The organism is Methylorubrum populi (assembly GCF_002355515.1).
Classification (GTDB): Bacteria; Pseudomonadota; Alphaproteobacteria; order Rhizobiales; family Beijerinckiaceae; genus Methylobacterium; species Methylobacterium populi_A.
On the sequence record NZ_AP014809.1, the window covers coordinates 3,541,695 to 3,567,386 of the forward strand.

At 70.2% G+C, this 25,692-nt stretch carries 28 protein-coding genes; 12 read left to right on the plus strand and 16 right to left on the minus strand.

The window, feature by feature from the left end:
- Window position 1 precedes the first annotated feature (1 nt).
- The 3 genes from MPPM_RS16280 (at window position 2) to MPPM_RS16290 (ending at window position 1,369) form a co-directional block, all read left to right on the plus strand.
- Entirely contained in the window at window positions 2–286 is a 285-nt protein-coding gene (locus MPPM_RS16280; RefSeq protein ID WP_096485944.1) for an acylphosphatase, read from the plus strand.
- A 116-nt stretch (window positions 287–402) separates the two neighbouring features.
- Window positions 403–1,116, plus strand: a complete 714-nt coding sequence (locus tag MPPM_RS16285; RefSeq protein ID WP_096485945.1) for a DUF599 domain-containing protein — start codon at window positions 403–405, stop codon at window positions 1,114–1,116.
- Window positions 1,106–1,369, plus strand: a complete 264-nt coding sequence (locus MPPM_RS16290) for a DUF3253 domain-containing protein (protein WP_096485946.1) — start codon at window positions 1,106–1,108, stop codon at window positions 1,367–1,369. The genes MPPM_RS16285 and MPPM_RS16290 overlap by 11 nt, the downstream gene beginning before the upstream one ends.
- Before the next feature lie 4 nt (window positions 1,370–1,373).
- On the opposite strand, the gene MPPM_RS16295 is transcribed toward MPPM_RS16290, so the two are convergent.
- The 4 genes from MPPM_RS16295 to epmA form a co-directional block, all read right to left on the minus strand.
- On the minus strand, window positions 1,374–2,171 hold the full coding sequence (locus tag MPPM_RS16295) for a YdcF family protein (protein ID WP_096485947.1): 798 nt from the start codon (window positions 2,169–2,171) through the stop codon (window positions 1,374–1,376).
- 62 nt (window positions 2,172–2,233) lie between these two features.
- Entirely contained in the window at window positions 2,234–2,857 is a 624-nt protein-coding gene (locus tag MPPM_RS16300; protein ID WP_096485948.1) for a glutathione S-transferase family protein, read from the minus strand.
- Window positions 2,854–3,915 (minus strand): lysine-2,3-aminomutase-like protein, encoded by a 1,062-nt coding sequence (locus MPPM_RS16305; RefSeq protein WP_096485949.1) that lies wholly within the window; start codon window positions 3,913–3,915, stop codon window positions 2,854–2,856. The genes MPPM_RS16300 and MPPM_RS16305 overlap by 4 nt, the downstream gene beginning before the upstream one ends.
- On the minus strand, window positions 3,912–4,970 hold the full coding sequence (gene epmA, locus MPPM_RS16310; RefSeq protein ID WP_096485950.1) for an EF-P lysine aminoacylase EpmA: 1,059 nt from the start codon (window positions 4,968–4,970) through the stop codon (window positions 3,912–3,914). The genes MPPM_RS16305 and epmA overlap by 4 nt, the downstream gene beginning before the upstream one ends.
- Before the next feature lie 123 nt (window positions 4,971–5,093).
- Here epmA and efp point away from each other — a divergent pair, with 123 nt between their 5' ends.
- Window positions 5,094–5,660, plus strand: a complete 567-nt coding sequence (efp, locus tag MPPM_RS16315; protein WP_096485951.1) for an elongation factor P — start codon at window positions 5,094–5,096, stop codon at window positions 5,658–5,660.
- Between the two features lie 1,013 nt (window positions 5,661–6,673).
- Here efp and MPPM_RS16320 read toward each other — a convergent pair.
- Window positions 6,674–7,660 carry a heparan-alpha-glucosaminide N-acetyltransferase gene (locus MPPM_RS16320; protein WP_096485952.1) on the minus strand — a complete coding sequence of 329 codons (987 nt, stop codon included), beginning with the start codon at window positions 7,658–7,660 and terminating at the stop codon, window positions 6,674–6,676.
- Window positions 7,661–8,057: 397 nt separating this feature from the next.
- Between MPPM_RS16320 and MPPM_RS16325 the strand changes: the two genes are divergently transcribed.
- The 6 genes from MPPM_RS16325 to MPPM_RS16350 are packed head-to-tail and all read left to right on the plus strand — an operon-like array spanning window position 8,058 to window position 14,440.
- Complete coding sequence (locus MPPM_RS16325) at window positions 8,058–8,627, plus strand: cold-shock protein (protein WP_096487885.1); 570 nt, start codon at window positions 8,058–8,060, stop codon at window positions 8,625–8,627.
- A complete protein-coding gene (locus MPPM_RS16330) occupies window positions 8,624–9,133 on the plus strand; it encodes a DUF192 domain-containing protein (RefSeq protein ID WP_096485953.1) in 510 nt (169 codons plus the stop codon). The genes MPPM_RS16325 and MPPM_RS16330 overlap by 4 nt, the downstream gene beginning before the upstream one ends.
- A gap of 8 nt (window positions 9,134–9,141) precedes the next feature.
- Window positions 9,142–10,908 (plus strand): magnesium chelatase subunit D, encoded by a 1,767-nt coding sequence (locus MPPM_RS16335; RefSeq protein ID WP_096485954.1) that lies wholly within the window; start codon window positions 9,142–9,144, stop codon window positions 10,906–10,908.
- A gap of 7 nt (window positions 10,909–10,915) precedes the next feature.
- Complete coding sequence (gene bchO, locus MPPM_RS16340) at window positions 10,916–11,827, plus strand: alpha/beta fold hydrolase BchO (protein WP_432419820.1); 912 nt, start codon at window positions 10,916–10,918, stop codon at window positions 11,825–11,827.
- Between the two features lie 44 nt (window positions 11,828–11,871).
- Window positions 11,872–13,398, plus strand: coding sequence for a phytoene desaturase (locus MPPM_RS16345; RefSeq protein ID WP_096485956.1), 1,527 nt, complete (start codon window positions 11,872–11,874; stop codon window positions 13,396–13,398).
- Window positions 13,379–14,440: a phytoene/squalene synthase family protein gene (locus MPPM_RS16350; protein ID WP_096485957.1), complete on the plus strand. Its 1,062-nt coding sequence runs from the start codon at window positions 13,379–13,381 to the stop codon at window positions 14,438–14,440. Before MPPM_RS16345 ends, MPPM_RS16350 begins: the two co-directional genes overlap by 20 nt.
- Window positions 14,441–14,467: 27 nt before the next feature.
- Here MPPM_RS16350 and ureG read toward each other — a convergent pair whose 3' ends face one another.
- The 8 genes from ureG to MPPM_RS16390 all read right to left on the minus strand — a co-directional run bounded on the left by ureG (window position 14,468) and on the right by MPPM_RS16390 (window position 21,381).
- A complete protein-coding gene (ureG, locus tag MPPM_RS16355; protein WP_096485958.1) occupies window positions 14,468–15,082 on the minus strand; it encodes an urease accessory protein UreG in 615 nt (204 codons plus the stop codon).
- Window positions 15,083–15,098: 16 nt separating this feature from the next.
- Window positions 15,099–15,773 (minus strand): urease accessory protein UreF, encoded by a 675-nt coding sequence (locus MPPM_RS16360; protein WP_244573329.1) that lies wholly within the window; start codon window positions 15,771–15,773, stop codon window positions 15,099–15,101.
- Complete coding sequence (locus MPPM_RS16365; protein WP_096485960.1) at window positions 15,766–16,257, minus strand: urease accessory protein UreE; 492 nt, start codon at window positions 16,255–16,257, stop codon at window positions 15,766–15,768. Before MPPM_RS16365 ends, MPPM_RS16360 begins: the two co-directional genes overlap by 8 nt.
- Window positions 16,258–16,273: 16 nt before the next feature.
- Entirely contained in the window at window positions 16,274–17,986 is a 1,713-nt protein-coding gene (gene ureC / locus MPPM_RS16370; RefSeq protein WP_096485961.1) for an urease subunit alpha, read from the minus strand.
- A 101-nt stretch (window positions 17,987–18,087) separates the two neighbouring features.
- Window positions 18,088–18,969 carry a DUF1003 domain-containing protein gene (locus tag MPPM_RS16375; RefSeq protein WP_096485962.1) on the minus strand — a complete coding sequence of 294 codons (882 nt, stop codon included), beginning with the start codon at window positions 18,967–18,969 and terminating at the stop codon, window positions 18,088–18,090.
- Window positions 18,970–19,218: 249 nt separating this feature from the next.
- Window positions 19,219–19,779 carry an HD domain-containing protein gene (locus MPPM_RS16380; RefSeq protein WP_096485963.1) on the minus strand — a complete coding sequence of 187 codons (561 nt, stop codon included), beginning with the start codon at window positions 19,777–19,779 and terminating at the stop codon, window positions 19,219–19,221.
- Window positions 19,776–20,396, minus strand: a complete 621-nt coding sequence (locus MPPM_RS16385) for an urease subunit gamma (RefSeq protein ID WP_096485964.1) — start codon at window positions 20,394–20,396, stop codon at window positions 19,776–19,778. The genes MPPM_RS16380 and MPPM_RS16385 overlap by 4 nt, the downstream gene beginning before the upstream one ends.
- 94 nt (window positions 20,397–20,490) lie before the next feature.
- Window positions 20,491–21,381, minus strand: a complete 891-nt coding sequence (locus tag MPPM_RS16390) for an urease accessory protein UreD (RefSeq protein ID WP_244573330.1) — start codon at window positions 21,379–21,381, stop codon at window positions 20,491–20,493.
- 237 nt (window positions 21,382–21,618) lie between these two features.
- Between MPPM_RS16390 and MPPM_RS16395 the strand changes: the two genes are divergently transcribed.
- Complete coding sequence (locus MPPM_RS16395) at window positions 21,619–22,137, plus strand: flavin reductase (RefSeq protein WP_096485966.1); 519 nt, start codon at window positions 21,619–21,621, stop codon at window positions 22,135–22,137.
- Between the two features lie 55 nt (window positions 22,138–22,192).
- Here MPPM_RS16395 and MPPM_RS16400 read toward each other — a convergent pair whose 3' ends face one another.
- Together MPPM_RS16400 and MPPM_RS16405 are read right to left on the minus strand one after the other, a co-directional pair.
- A complete protein-coding gene (locus MPPM_RS16400) occupies window positions 22,193–22,441 on the minus strand; it encodes a hypothetical protein (RefSeq protein WP_096485967.1) in 249 nt (82 codons plus the stop codon).
- A 612-nt stretch (window positions 22,442–23,053) separates the two neighbouring features.
- Complete coding sequence (locus tag MPPM_RS16405) at window positions 23,054–24,412, minus strand: 8-oxoguanine deaminase (RefSeq protein WP_096485968.1); 1,359 nt, start codon at window positions 24,410–24,412, stop codon at window positions 23,054–23,056.
- Window positions 24,413–24,689: 277 nt separating this feature from the next.
- On the opposite strand from MPPM_RS16405, the gene MPPM_RS16410 reads away from it, so the two are divergent.
- On the plus strand, window positions 24,690–25,346 hold the full coding sequence (locus MPPM_RS16410; RefSeq protein ID WP_096485969.1) for a hypothetical protein: 657 nt from the start codon (window positions 24,690–24,692) through the stop codon (window positions 25,344–25,346).
- An 85-nt stretch (window positions 25,347–25,431) separates the two neighbouring features.
- Here MPPM_RS16410 and MPPM_RS16415 read toward each other — a convergent pair whose 3' ends face one another.
- Window positions 25,432–25,665 carry a hypothetical protein gene (locus MPPM_RS16415; RefSeq protein ID WP_017486281.1) on the minus strand — a complete coding sequence of 78 codons (234 nt, stop codon included), beginning with the start codon at window positions 25,663–25,665 and terminating at the stop codon, window positions 25,432–25,434.
- Window positions 25,666–25,692 lie beyond the last annotated feature (27 nt).

Genomic DNA, 25,692 nt, shown 5'->3' on the forward strand with positions numbered 1-25,692 from the left:
CTTGAGCACCGAAAGCAGGACCATTCGAGCCGTGATCCGCGGCCGCGTTCAGGGCGTGTCCTACCGCGCCTGGACGAAGAAGCAGGCGGAACGGCACGGCGTCTCGGGCTGGGTCCGAAACCGGCCCGACCGCACTGTCGAGGCCCAGTTCTCCGGCCCGGCCGAGGCGGTCGAGGCGTTGCTCGCCGCGTGCCGACGCGGTCCGTTCGCGGCGCGTGTCGACGGCATCGACGTCATCGAAGAGACCGAACTCGCCACGATCACGGGTTTCGAGATCCGCTCGTAGACACGACGAGGATCGACACGGCGAGGGCTTGCCCGCCGGGCCTCCGGCCTGTAGCCGCCGGGGCAGCACGCTGAGCCGGACCGGCCCGACGCCATCGCGATGACGACGCCCTGACCATGTGGGACCTCCACGCCTTTTCGCCGCTCGACTTCGCGGCGCTCGTGTTCTTCGTAGCCGCCTGGGCCGGCTACAGCGTCGCGGTGGCGCGGCGCCGGGGCGACCGGCTGAGCCTGAGCCAGATCATGAACCGACAGCGGCGCAACTGGGCGGTCCAGATGATCGCCCGCGACAACCGCGTCGTGGACACGACGATCAACGCCTCGCTCCAGAACGGCACCGCCTTCTTCGCCTCGACCTCGCTGATCGCGCTCGGATCGGTTCTGACCCTCTCGCGATCCGGCGACGACGTGCTGAACCTGTTCTCGGCACTGCCCTTCGGCACCGGCACGACCCGCCAGACCTGGGAGATCAAGGTCGCCGGGCTGGCGATGGTGTTCGTCTACGCCTTCTTCAAATTCGCCTGGGCCTACCGGCTGTTCAACTACGGCGCGATCCTGATCGGCGCGGTGCCGCCCAAGGGCTCGGGCGCCCCCGAGTCGGTGATGCGGCGCGCGGCCGAGCGGGCCGGGGCGATGAACGTCGCGGCGGGCTCGCATTTCGCGAAGGGACAGCGTGCCTTCCTGTTCGCACTGGCCTATCTCGGCTGGTTCCTGAGCGCACCGGTCCTGATGCTCGCCACCGCCAGCGTGGTCTGGGTGATGTGGCGGCGCCAGTTCGCCTCGCCGATCCGCGCCGCCCTGCTCGCCGAGGAAGACAGCCATGGCCGATGAAGCCGCGATCGAAGAGACGATGCTGGGGCTCGTGAGCGAGCGCGGGGCCGACAAGACCTGTTGCCCCTCCGAGGTCGCCCGCGCGCTCGGCGGTCCGCATCCCGACGGCTGGGGCCCCCTGATGCAGCCGGTGCGGCGCGTCGCCGTGCGGCTGGCCAAGGCGGGCCGGGTGCAGATTCTTCGGAAGGGCAAGCCCGTGCCGGATCCGGACGATTTCCGCGGGATCTATCGCCTGAGCCTGCCGCGCGGGTAGCGGTCTACGGCCTCGGTAAAACCTCGTCGGTGTAGCCGGTGAGCCGGTAGGCGATCATGCCGATCCACTCCTTCACGCCGATGTCGAGCTCCCCCAGGCCGGTGGAGGCGAAGCTCGCGAGACGGTAGGCGTCGCGGGGCCAGTTGGTGCGGTAATCGACCGGATAGGCGGTGACGTCGAACCCGGCCTTGCGGAAGCAGGCCATCGAGCGCGGCATGTGCCAGGCGGAGGTAACGAGAAGCCAGCGCTCGCCGGGCTTCGGCTGCACCATCCGCGCGGAGAACACCGCGTTCTCGTGCGTGTTGCGCGATTGCTGTTCGAGGATCAGACGGTTGCGCGGCACGCCGAGCGTGTCGGCATAACGGCTGACGATCTCGGCCTCCGAGACCGCATCGTCGCGGGTGCTGCCGGCTCCTCCGGAGAAGACGAGCCGCGCCTGCGGGTAGCGCCGGGCGAGGTCGGCGAGGGCGATGGTCCGTTCGCCCGCTTCGTTGACGGTGATCTGGTCCCGGCCGATCGAGGTATCCGCCTCCACCGTCCCGCCGAGCACAACGATCCCGGTGACCGGCGTGCCGTCATCGGTGAAGCTCGGAAACCGGTTCTCCAGCGGGGCCAGCGTCCAGGCCGGGAGCGGCGAGAGGCCACCGACGAGAAGCCCGACGAAGCCGGTGATCGCGAGAACCCGCCCGAGCCCGCGGCCGAACTCGGTGAAGAGGAGGACGCAGCCGAGGAGCCCGAGCAGGATCAGGAAATTCGATGGCGTGAGGACGAAGAAGATCAGCTTCGAGAGCGGGAAGAACATCGTCTTCTTTCGTCCGGAGTTCGACACGGCATCCGTCACGGGCTGACCTCCGCCGCGACGCGTCAGGTGAGCGGCAGCGACAGAACCGCCGAGGAGGCCGGCCGTTGCGCCAGCGTCTCCAGCCATCGGCGGATGTTGGGCCGCTCCTCCCGCTCCAGCGGCAGCTGGAACCAGCGATGCGCCGCGAGCCCGACGGCGATGTCGGCGATGGAGAAGGCCGCGTCCGCCACGAAGGGCCTGTCGGCGAGATGCCGATCGAGCAGGGCGGCGCAGCGCTCGGAATTCGTCCGCGATGCCTCGATCATGCGTGGGTCCTGCCTGTCGGGCGCGACGCGCACGAGCTGGAGGAAGGCGTCGCGCATCGCCGGGGTGAAGGCTGTGGCCTGCCAATCGAGCCACTGGTCAATCAATGCGCGGGCGCGCGGAGCCTCCGGAAGCGCCAGCGGCCCGCCATGGGCATGGGCGAGGTAGCGCAGGATCGCGTTCGACTCCCACAGGACGAAGCCGTCCTCTTCGAGCGTCGGCACGAGGCCGTTGGGGTTCATCGCGCGATAGGCGGCGTCGCCGACGATGCCGTGGGCGCCGCCCGCCTCGATGTGCTCGTAGGCCAGCCCCAGTTCGTCGAGCGCCCAGAGCGCCTTCTGCACGTTTCCGGAGCTGGCCCGCCCCCACAGCTTCAGCGTCATCCCTGGTCCTCGTCGGTATCCTCGGGCGGATAGGCGTGCACGGTCCCGCTCGGATCGATCACCTGCCACGCGCCGTCCGATTCCTCCAGATAGCCCGGTCCGACCGGCACCTTGCCGTGGCCGCCGGGGATATCGAGCACGTAGAGCGGCTGGGCGAGGCCGGAGAGGCGCCCGCGCAGGCTTCGCATCAGCGCCTGCCCCTCGGGCAGTCCGGTGCGCAGATGGCCGGTGCCGGGCGCGAGATCGCCGTGATGGAGATAGTAGGGCTTGATGCGGTTCTCGACGAAGCGCCGCATCAGGGTCTCGAGCGTCGCCGCGTCATCGTTGACGCCGCGCAGGAGCACGCTCTGGCTCACCATCGGGACCCCGGCATCGACGAGCCGGGCGATGGCCGCCCGCGCCGCCGGCGTGAACTCGCGTGGATGGTTGGCGTGGAGCGCCACGAACACCGCGCTGGGAAACGTTTTGAGGGCCGCGACCAGAGCCGCATCGACGCGGGCGGGCTCCACCACCGGCACGCGAGTGTGAAAGCGCAGCACCCGCACATGCGGGATCGCGCCGAGCGCCGCGGCGATCTCCCCGAGCCGCCGGGGCGAGAGGGCGAAGGGGTCGCCCCCCGTCACCACCACCTCCCAGATCTCCGGGCGTTCGGCGATGTAGCGGAAGGCTCCCGCCAGCTCCGCCTCGCTCAGCGAGCCGTGTCCGGTGGGTCCGACGCGCTCGCGGCGGAAGCAGAAGCGGCAATAGACCGGGCAAACATGGAGCGGCTTCAGCAGCACCCGGTCGGGATAGCGGTGGACGATGCCGGGCACCGGCGCGTGCGCGTCGTCGCCGATCGGATCGGCACGCTCTTCCGCCCGCGTCTCGATCTCCTCCGCACGGGGCACGAACTGTCGGGCGATCGGATCGCCGGGATCGTCCCGGTCGATCAGCTCGGCCATGTCGGCCGTCACCGAGACCGCGTAGCGCGCCGCGACCTGCTCTAGGGCCGGGAGGGCTTCGGCCTCCACCAGCCCGGCCCGGGCCAGCGCCGCCGTGGTCTTCAAGGCAGCGCTCACCGCGAGCGCCCCCGGGTGACCGGCGTCCAGATCACGTCGTCGATACGCGGCGCACCGGTTGCCAGCATCACCAGACGGTCGACGCCGAGCGCGATGCCGCTGGCCTCCGGCATCGCCGCCAGCGCCTCCAGGAACTCCTCGTCGATGGGGTAGCGCTCGCCGTAGACCCGGGCCTTCTCGGCCATCTCCGCCTCGAAGCGGCGGCGCTGCTCGGCCGGGTCGGTGAGCTCGCCGAAGGCATTGGCGAGTTCGACGCCGCAGGCGTAGAGCTCGAACCGCTCGGCGACGCGCGGGTCGCGCGGACTCGGCCGGGCGAGCGCCGCCTCGCTCACCGGATATTCGCACAGGATGGTCGGGCGCCCCTGACCGAGATGCGGCTCGATCAGTCCGACGAGGACACGGCTGAACAGGTCGGCCCAGGTGTCGTCCGGGGCCACCCGCAGGCCGCGGGTCATTACCGCGTCGGCGAGCCGGTCGCGGTCGGTGGCGCCGTCGGGCGCGATGGTGGCAAGAAGGTCGATGGCGGCGAAGCGGTGGAACGCCTCGGCCAAAGTCAGGCGCTCGCAGGGCGCGAATGGATCGGCCTCGCGTCCGCGGAAGGTCAGCCGCTTGGCGCCCGCGATCTCGGCGGCGAGCGCCATCAGCGCCGCGGCGTCCGCCATCAGCGCCTCGTAATCCTCGCCCGCCCGGTACCATTCGAGCATCGTGAACTCGGGATGGTGCAGCGCCCCGCGCTCGCGGTTGCGGAAGACGTGGGCGAGGCTGAACAGGCGTGGCTCCCCCGCCGCGAGCAGCTTCTTGCAGGCGAATTCCGGCGAGGTGTGGAGATAGAGCGGCTCGCGTCCGCCATCGGGCAGGATGGCTTCCGTGGCGAAGGCGGAGAGATGCGCCTCGTTGCCCGGCGAGACCTGGAGCGCGGCGGCCTCCACCTCAACGAAGTCGCGGGCCGCGAACCACGCGCGCATTCCCGCGAGGATGCGGTTGCGGGTGAGCAGCAGCGGCCGGCGATCCGCGTGGAGGCCGGGATGCCACCAGGGCGATGACTCATGACTCACGCGAAAACAGCCTCCGGCTGGCAACCGAGCCGCGGATAGGGTAGGGCCTCGCGGATGATTCCGCTCGCCCGGCCGAGACGCCGGTGAAGAGCCGCCGTTCTCGTCAAGCCAAGGTCCACGCTCGTGAAAGTGATTGCCAGTACCCTTCGCAAGGGCAACGTCGTCGACAAGGACGGCAAGCTCTACGTCATCCTGACGGCTGAGAACATCCACCCCGGCAAGGGTACGCCGGTGACGCAGCTCGACATGCGCCGCATTACCGACGGCGTGAAGATCTCCGAGCGCTACCGCACCACCGAGCAGGTCGAGCGCGCCTTCGTCGAGGATCGCGACCACACCTTCCTCTACCAGGACGGCGAGGGGTACCACTTCATGAATCCCGAGAACTACGAGCAGCTCGCGGTTCCGGAGGACGTGGTCGGCGATGCCGCTCCCTACCTGCAGGAAGGCATGGTGGTGACGCTCTCGACCCATAACGGCGTGCCGCTGGCGATCGAGCTGCCCCAGCGCGTGACGCTCGAGATCGTCGAGACCGAACCGGTGACCAAGGGTCAGACGGCCTCTTCGTCCTACAAGCCGGCCATCCTCTCGAACGGCGTGAAGACCAGCGTCCCGCCGCACATCACCACCGGCACCCGCGTCGTCATCATGACGGCGGACGGCTCCTACGTGGAGCGCGCCAAGGACTGAGGACGCCCCTCGATCCCGAGAGGGGTGACAGGATACACGGCGCGCTCCGCGAGATATCTCCTCGGCCTCTCGCGGAGCGCGCAATCCGCCTCGGACAGGCCGCCGGCCGACGCAACGGCTTCCGGTCCAAGGTTGCAGGGTCTACGGTCCGGCTCTTCAGTAACAGGCCTGAGGAGCCAGGAAGAACGACTGGCTGGACGGGCAGGCCGTGTCGTAGAGCGACCGCTGCCGGCATCTCAATCGATCGCGCGTGCAGGTGTTGCAGTCGTTGGTGCAGTACCGTGCCGGCGGGGGTGGCGTTGCGGGACCGTTGGTGCCGCTCGACGAAGTCGGCGGAGGCACCGTGCCGCTGTAGCAGCAGTAGCGCCGGGAGCCGGTGGTGCAGCTTTCCCGCCGGCCCGAGTAGGTCCAGCCGCTCGGGCATTGGCCATTGCAGAACGGTCGCGTCCCGAACCAGCGGCATGTCTGCGGCACGGGCCCGGGGATCGGCGCGCTAGCGACTTCTCGACAGCAATAGCGGCGTGAACCCGTCGTGCAGCCCTCCCGCTTTCCGGTGTAATTCCATCCACTCGGGCATTTCCCGTCGCAGAATGGTTTCGTGCCGAACCATTTACACTCTTGGAGTGCCATCGATGGGCTATTGGCTGCAATCAGCATGACCATCGAGAGGAAGATGGTCTGCAACACCCTGAGAATAAGCGACATGGCCACCCCCTGCTGCTGACAGCATTGAAGGAGCGTGGAAAGCACTCCACGAGAGGATCGACACCGAGACGCCCGCGAGGCTTCGAATCTTTAAAAGCAGGCGATTACAAAATTCAGCAGAATCGCCAATCAATGATGATCGATGCAAAGACCGAGTCAATACTTTTCTAAAAGATATGATACTCAATGTCTCGTCGCCGTCGCAGGGCCGAGACAGAATTCCTGAAGCTTGATCAGATGACGGTCTTCGCGGGGCGCCAGCGATCCTCCGGCCGCGCAGGCCGCGGCTTGCGCGGACGCCCCGAGCCTTACGGCGGCGGCGCGGTGCCTTCCGCGGCCTCGTAGCAGCGCTGCGAGAGACTCTGCGCCCTGGCCCGCTCCTCCGCAGAATAGGGTTTGCCGGAGCCCCAGAGCCCCTCCTGCCGCAGGGCATCGGCCGTACAGCGGGCGGCAATCCGGCAGGCGCCCGCCTCGCCGCCCGTGCGGGTGCAGTGCGCCACGTAGTCCTTGCGGAAGCTCGCGAGCCCCGCCTTCGGGTGCGGCCCCGTCAGCGTCACGAGGCCGGTGAAAAGGGCGAGCAGCACCGGCTGGTGGATGAGATAGACGGCAAGGCTGTGCCGCCCGGCAAAGACCGCCCCGCGCGCGACGGCATCACGGGCCCGCCAGCGGGCGAGAGCCGATCCGGCCAGGGCCGGCCGAAGCAGCCGGGCGAGGGCGATTCCGGCGAGCACCATCCCGAACCAGGGGAACAACGGCACCCAGTCGTTGCTGTCGGGCAGTCCGCGACCCAGGCCGAGAAAATAGAATTCCGGCAAGTCGAGCAGGGGATGGGCCACGAATCGCGGCGCGAGCATCACGGCGAAGGCGCCGAGCCCCGCGACCGAGGCCGGCAGGAACACGAACGGCAGTCCCAGAAGACTCGAGACGGCGATGCAGTGCAGGATGCCGAAGAAGATGTAGCTCTGCGGGAAGGCGATCCGCGTCGCCACCGTGATCAGCACCGCTGCGCCGCCGATGCGGGCAAGCCGCAGGGCGAAGGGCCGCCAGCGCACACCGTCGCCGTTGGCAAGCACGAGGCCGACGCCCACCAGGAGCAGGAACGAGCCGGCAATGCCGTGGGCCGCCAGCCGCCCGATCGGCGTCAACGCGTAGTTCAGGGGGGTGAGCTGCAGGAAACCGAGATCCCACAGCCCGTGATAGGCCGCCATCGCCGCGAGCGCCGCGCCGCGGGCGAGGTCGACGGCGTCGATCCGCCGGCTCGGACGGGGCAGCGTGGACGGGGAGGGGGCAGACATGGCCGCGGCCTATCACCGTTCCCCGCTCCAGGCGAAGGGTGCGCGCGAACGTCGCTGCCTGCCCGGCAGGCAACCCTGCGGCTATTCGAATCGGTTCGGTGGTCGGCCGTTTCCTCGCACGCACCGAGAGAGGCGGCCCTAACCCCTTGACCGGCCACGCTGACGCCTCGTGGAACCTGATCAGAGCTGATCAGTCGCTCTCGCTACGACGCTTTCGCCCGATGCGGCATTGTCGCAATGCATCCGAAAAATGATCATATGCAGTGTCCCATTGCCGGCCAAACGGGCTTTCCGCGCAATCCGACTTTGTTAACGTAGCTCCGGGATTGCGCCGCGCGATTCGGCACGGGTTGCTTACATGTCGAACGATCACGAACTGAGTTCCGTCGAGCTTCGCATGCCGGATATCCGCGACCGCGCGACCGAGCGCGAGAGCGAGGACGAGCGCCCGTCAGAGCTCGTGGAGATCGCCGGGCACATCAAGTGGTTCGACGTCTCGAAGGGGTTCGGCTTCATCGTGCCGGATGACGGATCGGCGGACGTCCTGCTGCACATCACCTGCCTTCGCCGGGACGGCCACCAGGCCGCGAGCGAGGGCGCGCGGATCGTGGTCGAGGCGGTCCAGCGCGCCCGCGGCTGGCAGGCCTTCCGGGTCGTCTCTCTGGACCAGTCCACCGCACTCCACCCCTCCGAACTGCCGATGGCGCGCACGCATGTGAGCGTGACGCCGACGAGCGGCCTGGAAGTCGCGGTGGTGAAGTGGTTCAACCGCCTGCGCGGCTTCGGCTTTCTCAGCCGCGGCGACGGCACGCCGGACATCTTCGTCCACATGGAGACCCTGCGCCGCTACGGCATCGCCGAGCTGAAGCCCGGCGAGCAGGTACTGGTGCGCTACGGCGACGGCTCGAAGGGTGCTATGGCGGCGGAAGTCCGCCTCGTCGACGGGGCGCTTCCGGCCTCCCATTGACGGTGACCCGCGTGCCCGTGTTCCGATCCGTGCCCAAGCTCTTTCTCGCCGCCTGCCTCGTCGCTCTCGCGGCGGTGACATCGCCGCTGCCGCTCCGGGCCCAGGACGCATCGCCCGCCGCGCAAGCCGCGACCGAACCGCTCGGCATCGTCGCCAGGAACGGCCGCCACGCCTTCCAGGTGGAGGTGATGCGAACCGACGCGCAGCGCGCCAAGGGGTTGATGTACCGCCGCTCCATGGCCGCCGACCACGGCATGCTGTTCGATTTCGAGCGGCCGGCGCCGGCCACGATGTGGATGAAGAACACCTACCTGTCGCTCGACATGGTGTTCATCCGCTCCGACGGCTCGATCGCCCGGATCGCCGCCGACACCGAACCGCTCTCGACCAAGGTGATCTCGTCGGGCGAGCCGGTCCTGGCCGTGCTGGAACTCAACGCCGGCACCGCGGCCAAGCTCGGCATCCGCGCCGGCGACCGGGTCGAACACCCGATGTTCAAGCGCTGAGCCCCGCGATGGCCCCGGAGCCCGACGATCCGGCCGGGGTCTGGGACGACGCGCTGCGTGCCGCCGAACTTCTCGCGGGCGATCCGCACGGCCTCGGCGGAATCGTCCTTCGCGCGCGCGCCGGGCCGGTGCGCGACCTCTGGCTCGACAATCTTCGCAATCGGCTTTCCGGGCCGCTGCGGCGGATGCCGCCGGGCATCGCCGACGATCGGCTGATCGGCGGCCTCGACCTCCCGGCCACCCTTCGCGCCGGCCGCCCGGTGATTCAGCGCGGGCTGCTGGCCGAGGCCGATGGCGGGGTCGTGCTCGTTCCGATGGCCGAGCGCTTGGAGCGCGGCACGGTCGCGCGGCTCGCGGGCGCCCTCGACACCGGAACGCTGCTGCTGGAGCGTGACGGCCTCACCGCGCGGCTCCCGGCCCGGTTCGGTCTCGTGCTGCTCGACGAAGGACAGGAGGAGGAGGCGGTCGCCGAGGCCCTCGCCGACCGGCTCGCCTTGCGCGTCGACCTGACGGGTGTGAGCCTGCGCGCGGCAAGGACAGACAGGTCCTCCGGTCGAGAAGGGATGACGCCGGCGGGCGCACGGACAGGGGAGCGATCGAGGGACGACCCGGCGCAGGATCCCGTCGCCACCCTCTGCGCCGTCGCGGAAGCCATCGGCATTGCCGCGGTGCGGCCCCCGTTCCTTGCCCTCCGGGTCGCCCGGCTCGCCGCGCGGGAGGCCGGCCGCGCGGAGCCGGACGAAGTCGACCTGATCGAGGCCGCCCGTCTCGTGCTCGCCCCGCGGGCGACGCGTCTGCCCCCTCCGCCCGCGGGCACGGACGAAGCGGATGACCCGCCACCGGAGGCGCCGGCTCCACAGGAGGCGCACTCAGCACCCGACAACGAAGACGGGCGGCTGGAGAGAGACGCGCGGCAGCCTGACGAGAAGGTGCTCGAAGCGGTGCGCGCGGCACTTCCGAAAGACCTGCTGGCGCGGCTTCTCGCCGGCGGCCCGCCGCTGCGCTCGACGGCAGCCGGGCGAATGGGTGCCGCGGCGTCCTCGCCCCTCGTGGGACGCCCGGTCGGCAGCCGTCCCGGCGATCCGCGCCGAGGGCGCCTCGACCTGATCGCGACCCTGCGCGCCGCCGCCCCGTGGCAGAGCCTGCGCCGCATCGGGACCGATCCGCGCCGCATCATCGTCACGCCGGAGGATTTCAGGATCCGCCGGCTGAAGCGGCGCAGCGAGACCACGACGATCTTCTGCGTCGATGCCTCCGGCTCGGCGGCGCTGGAACGGCTGGCGGAGGCGAAGGGCGCCATCGAACTGCTCCTCGCGGAGGCCTATGTCCGGCGCGACCGGATCGCCCTCGTGGCCTTTCGCGGCGCCGGGGCCGAGACCATGCTGCCGCCGACACGCTCCCTGGTGCGGGCGAAGCGCGCCCTCGCGGGCCTGCCGGGCGGAGGCGGGACGCCGCTCGCCGCCGGGCTCGACGCCGCCGCCACCCTCGCCCTCGGCATCCGCCGGGCGGGCGGAAGCCCGGTCATCGTGCTGCTCACCGACGGGCGCGCCAACGTCGCCCGCTCCGGCCTCGGCGGCCGGGCGCTTGCTGGGGAAGAGGCCCTGGCCGCGGCCCGGCTGCTGCGGGTGCAGGGCTTGCCGACCCTGGTGATCGATACCGGTGCGCGTCCCGAAGGCGCGCGCCGCCTCGCCGAGGCGGCGCAGGCGCGCTACTGTCCGTTGCCCCACGCCGATGCGGGCAGCGTCAGTGCGGCGGTGCGCGCCGCCACAGCCTGAGGCCCGAGTGCTCTTGCCCCTCCTCGACGACGACCGGCCGGATTGGGAGCGCGACGGCCGCGACTGGCCGCATCGGGCCGCGAGCCGTTTCGTCGAGGCCGCGGGCCTGCGCTGGCACCTGCAGGAATTCGGCGATCCGGCCGCGCCCGGCCTGCTGCTCCTGCACGGCACCGGCGCCGCGACCCATTCCTGGCGCGGGCTGGCGCCGCTTCTGGTGGAGCGAGGCTTCCGCGTGGTGGCGCCCGACCTGCCGGGCCACGGCTTCACCGACCCGCTGCCCGCCCGCCGCCTATCGCTACCGGGCATGGCCGAGGCGGTCGGCGACCTCGCTGCGGATCTCGGCCTCAGCCCGCGCCTCGCGATCGGCCACTCGGCGGGCGCCGCGGTGCTCGCGCGGATGTGTCTCGACCGGCGCATCGCCCCCGACCTGCTGGTGGCGATCAACGGCGCACTGACGCCGTTCCCCGGCGTGGCCAGTTTCCTGTTTCCTGGCATCGCCCGGATGCTGTTCCTGAACCCGGTGACACCGAAAGTCTTCGCCTGGAGCGCCGACCGGGCCGCGGTGCGCCGGCTCATCGACGGCACCGGCTCGCGCCTCGACCCGCTGGGGCTCGACCTCTACCGGCGGCTGTTCACCCGCGCCGGCCACGTCTCGGGCGCGCTCGGCATGATGGCAAACTGGGATCTGCCGGCGCTCGCCCGCGACCTGCCCCGGCTCGACACGCGCACGCTGCTGATCGTCGGCGGCGACGACAAGGCGATCAAGCCGGAGGACGCCTTCACCCTGCGCGAGCGCCTGCCGAATGCGCGCGTCGAGCTGCTGCGCGGACTCGGCCATCTCGCCCACGAGGAGGCACCGGGGCGGGTCGCCGATGTGATCCTCGCTGAAGCCGACGCCGCACGGGTGCGCGCCACGTGATTCACCCCTTGCGCTGACGGGAATCCCGGCCATAGTGTCAACGTATGTTGACACTCGCCGTCAAGCCGACTGACACGACCGGCCCCAAGTCCCGGCCGCACGCGGTCGTGATCGGGTCCGGCTTCGGCGGGCTGGCGGCGGCGATCCGGCTCGGTGCGCGCGGCTATCGTGTCACCGTGCTGGAGCGGCTCGACCAGCCCGGCGGCCGCGCCCGCGTTCACCGGCAGGACGGCTTCACCTTCGACGCCGGGCCGACCATCGTCACCGCGCCGTTCCTGTTCGAGGAGCTGTGGCGCCTGTGCGGGCGGACGATGCAGCAAGACGTGACCCTCGTGCCGATGCAGCCGTTCTACCGCATCCGCTTCGAGGACGGTCAAAGCTTCGCCTATAGCGGCGACCGCGCGGCGATGCGGGCGGAGGTCGCCCGGTTCTCGCCCGAAGACGTGGCGGGCTACGAGCGCTTCATGGCCCATAGCGAGGCCGTGTGCCGCGTCGGCTTTGAGCAGCTCGGCCACGTCCCGTTCGACAGCGTCGGTTCGATGCTGCGGATCGCGCCGGACCTGCTGCGCCTCTCCGGTCACCGCAGTGTCTACGATGTGGTCGCCCGCTTCATCCGCGACGAGCGGCTGCGCACCGTCTTCAGCTTCCATCCGCTCCTCATCGGTGGAAATCCCTTTCGCGCGAGCGGGATCTACTGCCTCATCGCCCATCTCGAACGTCGATGGGGCGTACACTTTGCCATGGGTGGCACCGGGCGGCTGGTGGACGGCCTCGTCGGGCTGATCCGCGGGCAGGGCGGAACGATCCGCTGCGGCGCGGAGGTGGCGCGCATCCGTGTCGAGGGCGGGGCCGCGACCGGTGTCCTGCTGGCGGACGGCGAGACCATCGCCGCCGACATCGTCGTCTCGAACGCGGATTCCGCCTTCACCTACGGCTCGCTCCTGAGCGGTCGAACCCGGCGCTGGGGCGCACGGCGTCTGGCGCGGGCCGCGTCCTCCATGGGTCTGTTCGTCTGGTATTTCGGCACCCGGAAGAAGTATCCGGAAGTCGATCACCACATGATCCTGATGGGCCCGCGCTATCGCGGCCTGCTGCGGGATATCTTCGACCGCAAGCATCTGGCGGACGACTTCAGTCTCTATCTGCACCGCCCGACGGCGACCGACCCGCTGCTCGCTCCTCCGGGCTGCGATGCCTTCTACGTGCTCGCGCCGGTGCCGAACCTCGCCGGCGGCCAGGATTGGGCGCAACTCGCTGAGCCTTACCGCCAGCGGATCGCCCGCTTTCTCGAGGACTCGGTGCTGCCGGGGCTCTCCGACGCACTCGTCACCTCGCGGGTGACGACGCCGCAGGATTTCTCCGACGACTTCTTGAGCTTCCGCGGCTCCGGCTTCGGGCTTGAGCCGGTGCTGACGCAATCGGCTTGGTTCCGCCCGCACAACCGCTCCGAGGACGTGGCGAACCTCTACCTCGTCGGCGCGGGGACGCATCCCGGCGCCGGCCTGCCGGGTGTGCTCTCCTCGGCCCGTGTCCTCGATTCCGTGGTGCCGGATGCCCGTGTTCGCGCCTGACCTCTCCGCCGCCAGGGCCGACGATCTGACGGCCTGCCGGGCCGCGATCCGCGCCGGATCGAAAAGCTTCTTCGCGGCGTCGATGCTGCTGCCGCCCGCGGTGCGCAGCTCCGCCTTCGGCCTCTACGCCTTCTGCCGGCTGTCCGACGACGCGGTGGACGAGGCGGGAGGCAACCGTGCCGCGTCGCTCGCACGGCTCGAACGGCGGCTGACGGCGGCGCTCGCGGGCCGGCCTGTCGATCATCCCGCCGATCGCGTGCTCGCAGACGTGCTCACCCGCCATGCCATCCCCGAGGCATTGCCGCGGGCGCTGCTCGAAGGGTTCGCCTGGGACATCGAGGGTCGGCGCTACGACACCCTGTCGGACCTCGCCGCCTACGCGGCCCGGGTCGCGGGAACGGTCGGGGCGATGATGACACTGGTGATGGGCGTGCGCGATGCCAGCGCGCTCGCCCGCGCCTGCGACCTCGGCGTGGCGATGCAGTTCACCAATATCGCCCGCGACGTCGGCGAGGATGCGCGCGCCGGACGCCTCTATCTGCCCCGGTGCTGGCTCGACGCGGCCGGCCTCGACCCCGACGCCTTCCTGGCCGCGCCCCGGCTCAGCCCCGGACTGCAACGGGTCATGGCCGACCTGCTGACGGCGGCCGACGGGCTCTACGCCCGCGCCGAGCCCGGCATCGCCGCGCTTCCCCTGAGCTGCCGCCCGGCGATCCGCGCCGCGGGTACGATCTACGCGGAGATTGGCCGCGCAGTGGAGGCGAACGGACTCGATTCGGTGACGCGGCGCGCCCGTGTGAGCGGTGCTCACAAGGCCGGATTGCTCGCGCGCGCCGTTCTGCCGGCACGCCGCGCGCCGGGCCTGTCGGCACCACCCCTACCGGAGACGGCCTTTCTCGTGGAGGCGGTGAAGCACCATCCGATGCCGGTGTCGCGCCGCCTGCCGCCCTGGTGGGATGTCTCGGGTCAGGTCGTGCGCGTGCTCGACCTGATTGAGGTGTTGGAGGAGCGCGACGCCTTCCGCCGCTCGGCGCCGTCGTGAGGACGTCGCACGCCTCCGGTCGCGCGCCTATCCCAACCCGCCGGCCTCGACGATGAACCGGGCCACCGTGTCCGCACCGTGCCCCTCGCGCAGCGAGGCGAACACGTAGGGCCGTGCCCCGCGCATGCGCTGCGTGTCGGATTCCATCACCGCGAGGTCGGCGCCGACGAGCGGGGCGAGGTCGGTCTTGTTGACGATGAGCAGGTCCGAGCGGGTGATGCCGGGACCGCCCTTGCGCGGGATCTTCTCGCCGCCCGCCACGTCGATGACGTAGAGGGTGATGTCGGCCAGTTCCGGTGAGAAGGTCGCCGCGAGGTTGTCGCCCCCGGACTCGATCAGCACGAGGTCGAGCTTCGGGAAACGGCGGCGCATCTCGGCCACCGCCGCGAGGTTGATCGACGCGTCCTCGCGGATCGCCGTGTGCGGGCAGCCGCCGGTCTCGACGCCGAGGATGCGCTCCTCGGGCAGCGCCCCGGCCACGGTGAGGATGCGGGCATCCTCCTTGGTGTAGATGTCGTTGGTGATCGCGCAGATCTCGTAACGGTCGCGGAAGCGGCGGCAGAGTTGCTCCATCAGCGCCGTCTTGCCGGAACCGACGGGTCCGCCGATGCCGACGCGAAGGGGTCCGTTCAGGGATGCCATAGGGTCGGAAGACTCCTCAGGAGCGGAAGATGCGGGAATACTGCGTCTCGTGCCGGAAGGAACCGAGATCGAGCCGCAGGGTGGCGCTGCCGAGCGCATCGAGATCGGCCGCGTGGAGGGTCTCGGCGAGCGCGGCGACGCGGGGCGTGAGGGCGGCGAGCACGGCCGTGCCGGCACTCTGGCCGACGGGGGCGACGCGCAGGGCGGCCGAGACGAGGTTCTGGACGAAGGCGAGGCCGTAGGCCGCCACCGTCGCCTCCCGCGCGACGCCGTGCGCGCCCGCCGCCGTTCCCACTGCGACAGGATAGGCGACCTGGCCTTCGAGCCGGGCCGCAACATCCGAGAGGGCGGGGCAGGGCCAGGCCCGGAGCGTCGCGTCGAGGAAGCTGCGGCCCTGCTGACTCGTCTCCAGATGAAGCTCGCGGGAGGGCGCGAGCGCGAGGGCGAGATCGTTGATCTCGAGGAGACCCGCCTCGTCACGGGCGGTGATCGCGCGGTGGGCGCAGCCACAGAGGATCATGTCGTTGCGGCCGGCGCCCCGCTCCAGCACGTCGGAGAGCCAATCGGCGAGGGTGGCGGCGTCGCACACGTCGCCACACTCCACCGCCCATTCGAGCCCGTGCGAGTAGGCGAAGGCGCCAACCGGATAGGTCGGCGAAAGCCACGCCATCAGCCTCAGGGCGTCAATCATGGGCGTGAGTATGCGGGTGACCTTGGCCATGCCCGTGGCCGTGCTCGTGACCCCCGGCATAGGCGCCGCCCTCGGGCCGGAACGGGCGCGTCACCGGCTCGGCGCTGCCGCCCAAGCCCCGCACCATCTCGGCGAGCACGTGGTCATGCGCGATCCAAACCGCCTCCTCGCCAATCTCGGCGGGGATGTGCCGGTTGCCGATGTGCCAGATCAGCCGCTTGAGCGCGAGCGGGGAGGGCGCGCGGATCTCCAGCAGCGCCTCCGGCGCCGCCTCGACCCAGATCAGACGGCCATCCTCCAGCGCGAGGGCGTCGCCGTCGTCGAGGACGGTCGCCTCGCCGAGATCGAGCAGGAAGGCGGTGCCGCCGACGCCGCGCATCGCCATGCGACGGCGGTGACGGTCGTTCGAGTCGAGCACGATGCGGTCGACGATCTCGCCGCAGCCGAGACGGTCGCGGCGGATAACGCGGGTGGCGCGGATCATGGGCCGGGATCTTGGATCAGAACAGGAAGTAACGCTGCGCCATCGGCAGGACATCGGCCGGCTCACAGACCAGCAGCTCGCCGTCGGCGCGCACGTCGTAGGTCTCGGGGTCGATCTCGATGACCGGCGTCGCGTCGTTGAGGATCATGCTCTTCTTCGAGATGCCCCCGCGCACGTTCTCCACCGCCACCAGTTCCTTCGAGACCCGCAGCCGCTCCTTCAGCCCGTCCTCGATCGCCGCCTTCGAGACGAAGGTGAGCGCGGTGGCGAAGGGCGCGCGGCCAAAGGTGCCGAACATCGGCCGGTAATGCACCGGCTGCGGCGTCGGGATCGAGGCGTTGGGGTCGCCCATCGGCGCGGTCGCGATCATACCGCCCTTCAGGACGAGGTCTGGTTTCACCCCGAAGAAGGCGGGCGTCCACAGCACGAGGTCGGCGAGCTTGCCCGGCTCCACCGAGCCGATGTGCCGCGACACGCCGTGGGCGATGGCCGGATTGATCGTGTACTTCGCCACGTAGCGACGGGCGCGCAGGTTGTCGTTGCCCGAAGCGTCTCCGGGCAGGGCACCGCGCTGGCGCTTCATCTTGTCCGCCGTCTGCCACGTGCGGATCACGACCTCGCCGACCCGGCCCATCGCCTGGCTGTCGGAGGACATCATCGAGAGCGCGCCGATGTCGTGCAGGATGTCTTCCGCCGCGATGGTTTCCTTGCGGATGCGGCTCTCGGCGAAGGCGAGATCCTCGGGGATCGACGGGTCGAGGTGGTGGCACACCATCAGCATGTCGAGATGCTCGTCGATGGTGTTTTTCGTGAAGGGCCGCGTCGGGTTCGTGGACGACGGGAGCACGTTGGGAAGGCCCGCCACCCGCATGATGTCCGGCGCGTGGCCGCCGCCCGCGCCCTCGGTGTGGAAGGCGTGGATGGTGCGGCCCTTGAAGGCGGCGATGGTGTCCTCGACGAAGCCCGACTCGTTGAGCGTGTCGGTGTGGATCATGACCTGCACGTCATAGGCATCGGCCACCGAGAGGCAGGTGTCGATCGCGGCGGGCGTCGTGCCCCAGTCCTCGTGCAGCTTCATCGCGCAGGCGCCGGCGCGGATCATCTCCTCCAGCGCCCCGGGCACCGAGGCGTTGCCCTTGCCGGCGAAGGCAAGGTTCATCGGGAAATGGTCCGCCGCCTCGATCATCCGCGCGATGTGCCAGGGCCCCGGCGTGCAGGTGGTGGCGAAGGTGCCGTGCGCCGGGCCGGTGCCGCCGCCCAGCATCGTCGTGACGCCGGAGCACAGCGCCTCCTCGATCTGCTGCGGGCAGATGAAGTGGATGTGGCTGTCGAAGCCGCCGGCGGTGAGGATCTTGCCTTCCCCCGCGATCACCTCGGTGCCGGGGCCGACGACGATGTCGACATTCGGCTGAATATCTGGGTTTCCGGCCTTGCCGAGCCGGTGAATGCGCCCCCCCACGAGGCCGACATCGCATTTCACGATGCCCCAATGGTCGAGCACGACCGCGTTGGTGATCACCGTGTCGACCGCGCCGGCCGCGTTGGTCGCCTGCGACTGGCCCATGCCGTCGCGGATCACCTTGCCGCCGCCGAATTTCACCTCCTCGCCATAGGTGGTGAGATCGCGCTCGACCTCGATCTCCAGACTGGTGTCGGCAAGCCGGATGCGGTCGCCGGTGGTCGGACCGAACATGTCGGCGTAGGCGGCGCGGGGCAGGCGGGCAGACATGAGGGACACTCGGATTCAGGGATGTCGGGCAGAGCAGGCAGGATCGGTGCCGAGGGAACCGGGCGTGGGGACGTTCAGCCCGCCGGACCGGTCGAGGGCGGTCAGGATGGCGGCTCGGCCACGCCCGCGGGCGGAGCCGCCTCGGTCGCGGACTGAGCCGGCGGCTTCGCGCGCTTCTTGCGGACGACCTTCTTGACCTTCACGACGGGCTTGCGCGCCACGCGGGTGCGCATCTCCTGCAGCATCTCGAGCTGGATCTGCTGAATTTCCGCGAGCCTCTGCCACTGCTTCGTGACGAGATGATCCATCTTCTCGTGCAGGTGCCGGATTTCCAGCTCGGCCTTCAGGTTGACGCGGTAATCGTTGTTCGAGCGCAGCCGGTCCTTCTTGTCCTGCCGGCTCTGGCTCATCATGATGATCGGCGCCTGGATCGCCGCGAGGCAGGACAGGACGAGGTTGAGCAGGATGAACGGGTAGGGATCGAACGCCCGCATCTCGCCCATGGTGACGTTCACCGCCATCCACGCGGCCAGCACCAGCGCGAAGCTGATCAGGAAGGCCCAGGATCCGCCGAAGGCGGCGAGCCCGTCCGAGACGCGCTCGCCGAAGCTGCGGTGCTCGTCGTAATCCTCCTCGATGTTCTCGGCGATCGTGTCCTGGGCGGCGATGCTCTCGGCCACCTGCCGGTCGAGGTCGGAATACTCGCCGTGCTCTTCCGCCAGCAGTTCGGCGACGTAGCGGGTCCGGTACTTCGCGAGTTCCTTCGCGCTGATCAGCGCGTCCTCGGCCAAGCCGGGATAGTCGGTACGGATGTGCTCCGCCAGGGCGGGACGCAGGGTGGCCAGCGGCACGAGGTTGCGGCGGTTCATCTCGACGCCGGTGATCGCGCACAGGGCGCGCTTCCGCGTCGGTGCAGCGTTCGATTCCGGATCGAGGCCGATCATCCCCCGGTCGCGCTCGTGCAGCTCGTCGGTCAGGCCCACAATCTGCCCACCCTGTTGCTGGGGAAGCGGTCGTCCAGGCGCCGACACGAGCATCGAAGCCGATGGTCTTGAGGCCGCGTCTCCGGCATTCTGCTTTACACGAATCCTATCGACGAACCCGTTGCCGCTTCGCCGGAACGCGCTCTAGCCGAGCACGGCGGCGGCGTCACGCCCCGGTTCGAACACCGCCCGGCGAGGCCGTGCCGTACGCGAAAGGGCGGACGGAAGCGGACGAGCGCGCGGCCGCCGTCACAGCGTCGCTCTCGCCTCGGCGGCGGCACGGTCGAACAAGACCTCGAGGGCGGCGTTGGTGCCGCGGCAGCCCGCGATCACCTCTTCCGCCCATGCGATGTAGTCGGCGATCCGCTGCCGCTCCCAGCCTTCCGGCGGACTCATCGTGAGCGAGCGGAGATTGCTGGTCTTGTCGGCGAGCTTGATCGCCCTGGCGCCCGCGGATTTGCCCGAAGCCGTTTCGACCTGCCGCCGCTTGCGCTCGGCCTTGGGGAGAGACTTGTCGTCGGTTACCTCCGCCACGAGCTCCGCGACCCTTGAACCGAACAGGCGCTCCAGCTCCTCGCGCTCCGTCGGCGTATCTTCGAGGGTATCGTGCAGCCAGCCGGCCGCCACGAGGGCGGCATCCGGCTCGCCCGCCGTCTCGGCAAGGAGTGCGGCAACCTCCGCCAAGTGATTCACGTAGGGCTCGCGCGCCGAGCCCTTCCGCTGCTGCGACGCGTGCCGGCGGGCCGCGAAATCGGCCGCACGCGACACCAGGGCGACGCCGTCGCGCTGGTCACGCTCGATGAGGCTCACAGCGGCCCCATCACGTCGCCGCGGAATCCGTAGACCTTCCGGTCCCCGGCGAGTGGCACGAGCGCCACCTCGCGGGTCGATCCGGGCTCGAACCGCACCGCCGTCCCGGGCGCGATGTCGAGGCGCTGGCCGCGGGCCTTGTCGCGGTCGAAGACCAGGCCCGGATTGACCTCGAAGAAGTGGTAGTGCGAGCCGACCTGGATCGGGCGGTCGCCGGTATTGGCGACCTCGATCACGGTCCGGGACGCACCCTCGTTGAACACGATCTCACCGGGCAGGGTGGTCACGGTGCCGGGCACGTCCGCGGAGGGCCTGCCGCGGATCGGGTGGTGGACCGTGACGAGCTTGGTGCCGTCGGGAAACGTCGCCTCGACCTGGATATCGTGGATCATCTCCGGCACCCCCTCCATCACCTGAGAGGCGTCGAGGACAGAGGCACCTGCCTGCATCAGCTCGGAGACCGAGCGCCCATCGCGGGCCCCCTCCACGACGAAATCGGTGATGAGGGCGACGGACTCAGGGTGGTTGAGTTTCACCCCCCGTGCCAGCCGGTTGCGGGCGACCTGAGCGGCCATGGCAACGAGGAGCTTGTCTTTCTCGCGGGGCGTAAGGAGCAAGGCGGGCGTCCTGAGGTGAGCGGCGGCCGGTCGTGTGAAGCGGAGCGAGCAAGGATCATGCTCGGGCCGAGGTCAAGCGGGTTCGCCCGCCGCGTCAGGTCTGCCAGACCCGCGGCATCGGCCTCTCGCGCCACGCGGCCAGGAAGCGGGCCGTGCCCTCGCGCAGGGGCGCGACCACGGGTGCCAGCATCCGCACGGCGAGGTGGCCGTTCCAGGCGCTCGCGCCGGCCTCCACCGTTTCGGGCAGCGCGCCGAGGAGGGCGCGGGCCTCGTCGAGCCGCGCCTCCGCATTGGGCGAGAAATCGAGGATCGTCGCGAGCGCGCGGGCCCCGCCGCCGATCGCGGTGCGGGCCATCAGGTCGGTCACCGGCCCGTCGAGGCACAGATTATCGGCGTAGGCGAGCCGGCCGGCGCGGCGGATGCGCCAGCGATCCTCGAACAGGGCCTCCTGCAGGCTCTCGTTCCTGGCGGCCCGGCCGAGCACCGCGATCTCCGCTACGAGCAGCGCGGCGTCCTGGGCGAGGTCCGCCTCGAACCGGCGCAGGAGCCGGGCGCGGTCAAACAGGATCGTCTCCTGCGGCAGCCAGTCGAGGCGCCCCCCCGGGCCGACGCTCACGCGGTTGACGATCTCCGCCTTCGGCCCGTCGGAGCGGTAGACCTTCTCCGCCGCCGTGGTTGTCAGCAGGCAGGCCCCGCCGGACTCGATCGTGACCGAGACTTCGAACACGTCGCCGCAGGCGACGCCGCCGCCGGTATTGACCAGGACGCCCTCCAGCATCCGCTCGGAGCCTTGCCGAGGGAAGCGCAGGCGCAAGGGACCGCCCTCGGCCAGATCGACGATCCGCGTCGGCGCGTCCGCGGCCGTTCCGGCCGGCGCGGCGCGCAGGCGCACGATGCCGTGCGAGCGCTGTCGGACCGGCGCGGAGCGATGGGGTTCGGCGGCAGGGATGGCTCGGCCTCCGCTGGGTTGGGACGCGCGCTTCATCGGACAGGGACACCCCCGTCCGCAAGATCAGCGGCGCGGTGCGCCCGGTGCCATCCCGCACCGATCTTCGGCAGCGCGAGGCGCGATCCGCTTGCGATCGGCCCCGGATGACCAAGCCCGCCCTTGACCGGAACGGCCGGAGCGCCCACCGCGTCATGCTTTCGCGAGCGCTCGACCGGGCCTTGCGACGTCCTGCTCAACGATCGGGACCCGATCCGGCCCCGAGAGGCGTACGCTATGACTTCACCCGACCCCGAGGCCGTCTCCGCCTCTGCCTATCGCGAGGCGATGGCGCAGCTCGCGAGCGCGGTGCATCTCATCACCACCGATGGCCCGGGCGGTCGGGCGGGCCTGACCGCCACATCGGTATGCAGCGTCAGCGACGGTCCGCCCACGCTGCTGGTCTGCCTCAACCGCGGCTCTTCCGCCTATCCGGCCTTCCTGCGCAACGGTGTGCTCTGCATCAACACGCTTACGGCGGCGCACGAGAGTCTCGCCGCCGACTTCGCCGGCCGCGTGCCGCGGGCCGAGCGCTTCAACGGGCGGGACTGGGGCACGCTGCAGACCGGCGCCCCGGTCCTGCCGGACGCTCTCGTCGCGTTCGATTGCCGCATCGTCGACCGACATGCAGTCGGCACCCACGACGTGCTGATCTGTGCGGTCGAGGTGCTCGCCGAAATCCGGGACAACGACGGTCTGCTCTACGCCGGACGCCACTACCGCGTCCTGCCGCACCGGGCCGCCCCGGCCGACTGATCCCGGTCCGCGGGGCCGATCCCTCCGGAGGGGGACCGACCGTGCGATCGCGGTCTCAGCGCACGTAGTGGCGTGCGCGGGCCGTGTCGGCATTGAAGCTGCTGCGGGACGCAGCCCGCGGACCGAGGTCGCGCGGGTCGTAAGGCGGAGGCGCGAAGAAGTCGATCGGACCGCTCGAACGCCCGATGCTGCCGGTCGTTTCCGGCCGCGGCTGATCGATCGTCCGGCCCCGATCTCCGGCGGAAGCGGCTCCCGCCGAGACGGCGAGCGCCACGAAGGCAATCGAGAGGATACGTGCGGACATCGTGTGACTCCTGAACGAACTGTTCCGGTTCAGGACTTAAGCACGAAGCAGCGGCGCGGAAGACGGATTTTGTGCAGTCGTGCCTCTCAGTTCGCCAATGAATGCCTACGAACGCGCCATTGCCGCGCGAGGTCGCCGATGACAGAGGATCGGACAAGACCGATCATTCGAAAAATTATTATTACAATTCAGTGATTTATATCGTATTTGGAGAAATTTGCTCAGGCTTTCGGCAGCTGGCACGATCCTTTCCCGACTTGTGCGCGGCGGCACGGAACGTGCCATCCCCAGGGAATAAGCCGAACGGCCGCGCGAGCATCCTTCGATGGCCGTCGGGCGCCGATGGCACCGAGCGGCCCGTGCAGGCGGTCTGTCCGCAGGGGCGCGATGCCCGCCCCCGTCAGGCCGAACCTCGGATCGTCGCCCGCGATCTTGTTCGGCGGTCAGCGCGACCGGGAGCTTCGCCAGTGCGCGGTGGCCGCGACCGTCGCGCCGGCTCTCCTCGATCGATGCGGACGACGAATCGACAAGTCCGCACCGGGTCACCGGCGCGGCGCCCGAGCGACGTTCGGATCCGCCGACCCGAAACAGATCGACCGGATCGAGGCCGGGTCAGCCGAACAAGTGCCGCGCGAGCCGCGAATGCTCCTCGCGCAGGCGGCCGGTCTCGATGCCGAGCGGCTCCCCGTCGATGACGCGCCACGTGCCCGCCACCATCACCCGGTCGGCCCGGTGCGCGCCGCACAGAACCAGTGCCGCGAGCGGATCGTGGGCGCCGGAGAAGCGCAGTTCGTCCAGGGTGAACAGCGCCAGATCCGCCTCGCGGCCGGGCGCGATCCGGCCGATATCGTCGCGCCCGAGGCAGGCGGCCGAGCCCTCGGTGGCCCAGCGCAGGGCGTCGAGATGGGTCACCGCCTCCGCGCCGTAGGTCAGCCGGTTGATCATCAGGGCGTGGCGCACGCCCTCCATCAGGTTCGAGCTGTCGCTCGAGGCCGAGCCATCGACGCCGAGGCCGATAGGGGAGCCTGCCGCCTCCAGTTCGCAGGTCCGGCAATGGCCCGAGGCCAGCACCATGTTCGAGGTCGGGCAGTGGCAAACGCCGACGCCGGCCGCGCCGAGGCGCCTCACCTCGTCGTCGTTGAAGTGGATGCCGTGGGCGAGCCAAGTCCGGCCCGTCATCCAGCCGACCTCTTCGAGATAATCGACCGGACGCTGCCCGAAGACTTCGAGGCAGAAGGCGTTCTCGTCGCGCGTCTCGCCGAGATGGGTATGCAGGCGGCAATCGTGGCGCTCGGCGAGCGCCGCGCTCTCGCGCATCAGCCGCTTGGTGACGGCGAAGGGCGAGCAGGGGGCGAGCCCGATCTGCACCATCGCGCCGGGCGCGGGATCGTGGAACAGCCTCAGCACCCGCTCGCTGTCGGCCAGGATGGTGTCGTCGTCCTGCACCAGCGTCTCGGGCGGCAGGCCGCCCTGCTTCTGCGACAGGCTCATCGAGCCGCGGGTGACGACGGCGCGGATGCCGAGGGCGCGCGCCTCCTCGACCTGGACGTCGACGGCCGCCTCGAGCCCTCTCGGGAACAGGTAGTGGTGGTCGCCCGCCGTGGTGCAGCCCGAGAGCAGCAACTCGGTGTAGGCGAGCCGCGTCGCCAGCCGGAAGGCGTCCGGCGTCAGCCGCGGCCAGATGCCGTAGAGCGCCTTGAGCCAGGGAAAGAGCGGTTTGTTGATCGCGATCGGGTGCGCGCGGGTGAGCGTCTGGAAGAAGTGGTGGTGCGTGTTGACGAGGCCGGGGATGACGACGTGGCGCGCGGCGTCGAACGTCGCGTCGACCGGGCCTGCGGGTCGCGCCCCCGCCGCGATCATTTCAACGATGCGGCTGCCTTCGACAACGACGCCGCCGTCGGCCCCGTCCGCCAGGATCGCGAGCGGATCGCGGATCCAGAGGCGCCGCGTCGTCGTGCCGTCCGCTGCCATACCGACTCCCGAGATGATGCGAAGAACAGGCGGAGGCGGCCCTGGCTCCAAGCCGCGTCGAACGGCGAAGATAGGGACGGGGGGCTTTGGGAGGAAGCGTCCTGGGCAAGACCTGTGGTGGAAGATCAGGCGCAGTTCGCGCTTTGATACATAGATCTATGGACGCCGCACGGAGGTGCCCCTACCTTTGCCGGAAGCTTCCGTCGCAGGGCCGCTGCGCCCGATGCGGAAGCCGACGGCCGGCGTTGTCCATCTCCGATCCCGAGGGGATTCCCCCATGTCGCGCGGCAGCCGCTTCCCATCCTTGCTCATTCTGCTCGGCGCCCTGGTCGCGGCCGCCCCCGCCGGTGCCGATGACCGCTCGGGTGCCCCGTCCGCCGAGACCAAGGCGACCGGTCAGTGGACCGATCCCCCCGCCAAGGCCGAGACGCCCGCCACGAACGCCGCGGCGAAGCCCGTCGCGACACCCGCGAAGATCGACGAGCCGAAGGTTTCGGCCCGGTCCGAAGCCCGCCCGCCCCGGCGCTCGGCCAAGCTTCGCCGCGAACAGATCCGAAAAGTCGCGGGTCGCGCGCGACCGATCCGGCCGGAACGTGTGGAGGTGGTGCGGAGAGCCGAGCGGCCGGACCGACGCCTCGCGGCGCGGCGACTGGCACCGCCGAGAGAGATGAGAGCCGCAGCGGTGCGCACCCTGCGCCCGGTCTATGGCTTCATTCCGCCCGATGCCCCGGCGGAGGCCTATTACGAGCAGCGCCGGTTCGGAACGGTCGGCAACCGACCCGCGGATCTCGGGCTACCGCCGGATGCCGGTTCCGCCTATCGCAGCGTCGGCATGCGTGAGGGCGGACACCTCGTCATGCGCTGGCGCGGACCGGGTATTCCAGCCCCCGCGATCGGCCAGCCGTCGCCGTTCGTGGCCTTCGGCGCAGAGTAGAAGGAGGGAAAAAGATCGGCGCGACGCAGCGGAGGATGCGGGCGCCCACGGAGCAGGCGCCCGAACCTGACGCGTTCGTCGTCCCTCAGCGGATACGGCCGGGACGGGCCGGCTCGAACACGATGCGGCGGTGATACGCACACCAGCTCTTGCCGTCGGCGACCGGCGCTCCGCAACACACGGCCTGGTCGCTCGGCTCACCGATGATGAACTTGCAGACGAAGGTACCGGATTGGGCGAAGGGGACACGGAGATCGGCGGAAGGCTCCGCAATCGCATCGGCCTCGCCGACTTGCGGCAGGCGGAAAAGTTGGTTCATCGTGCGGACACTCGGTGTTCGAACTCG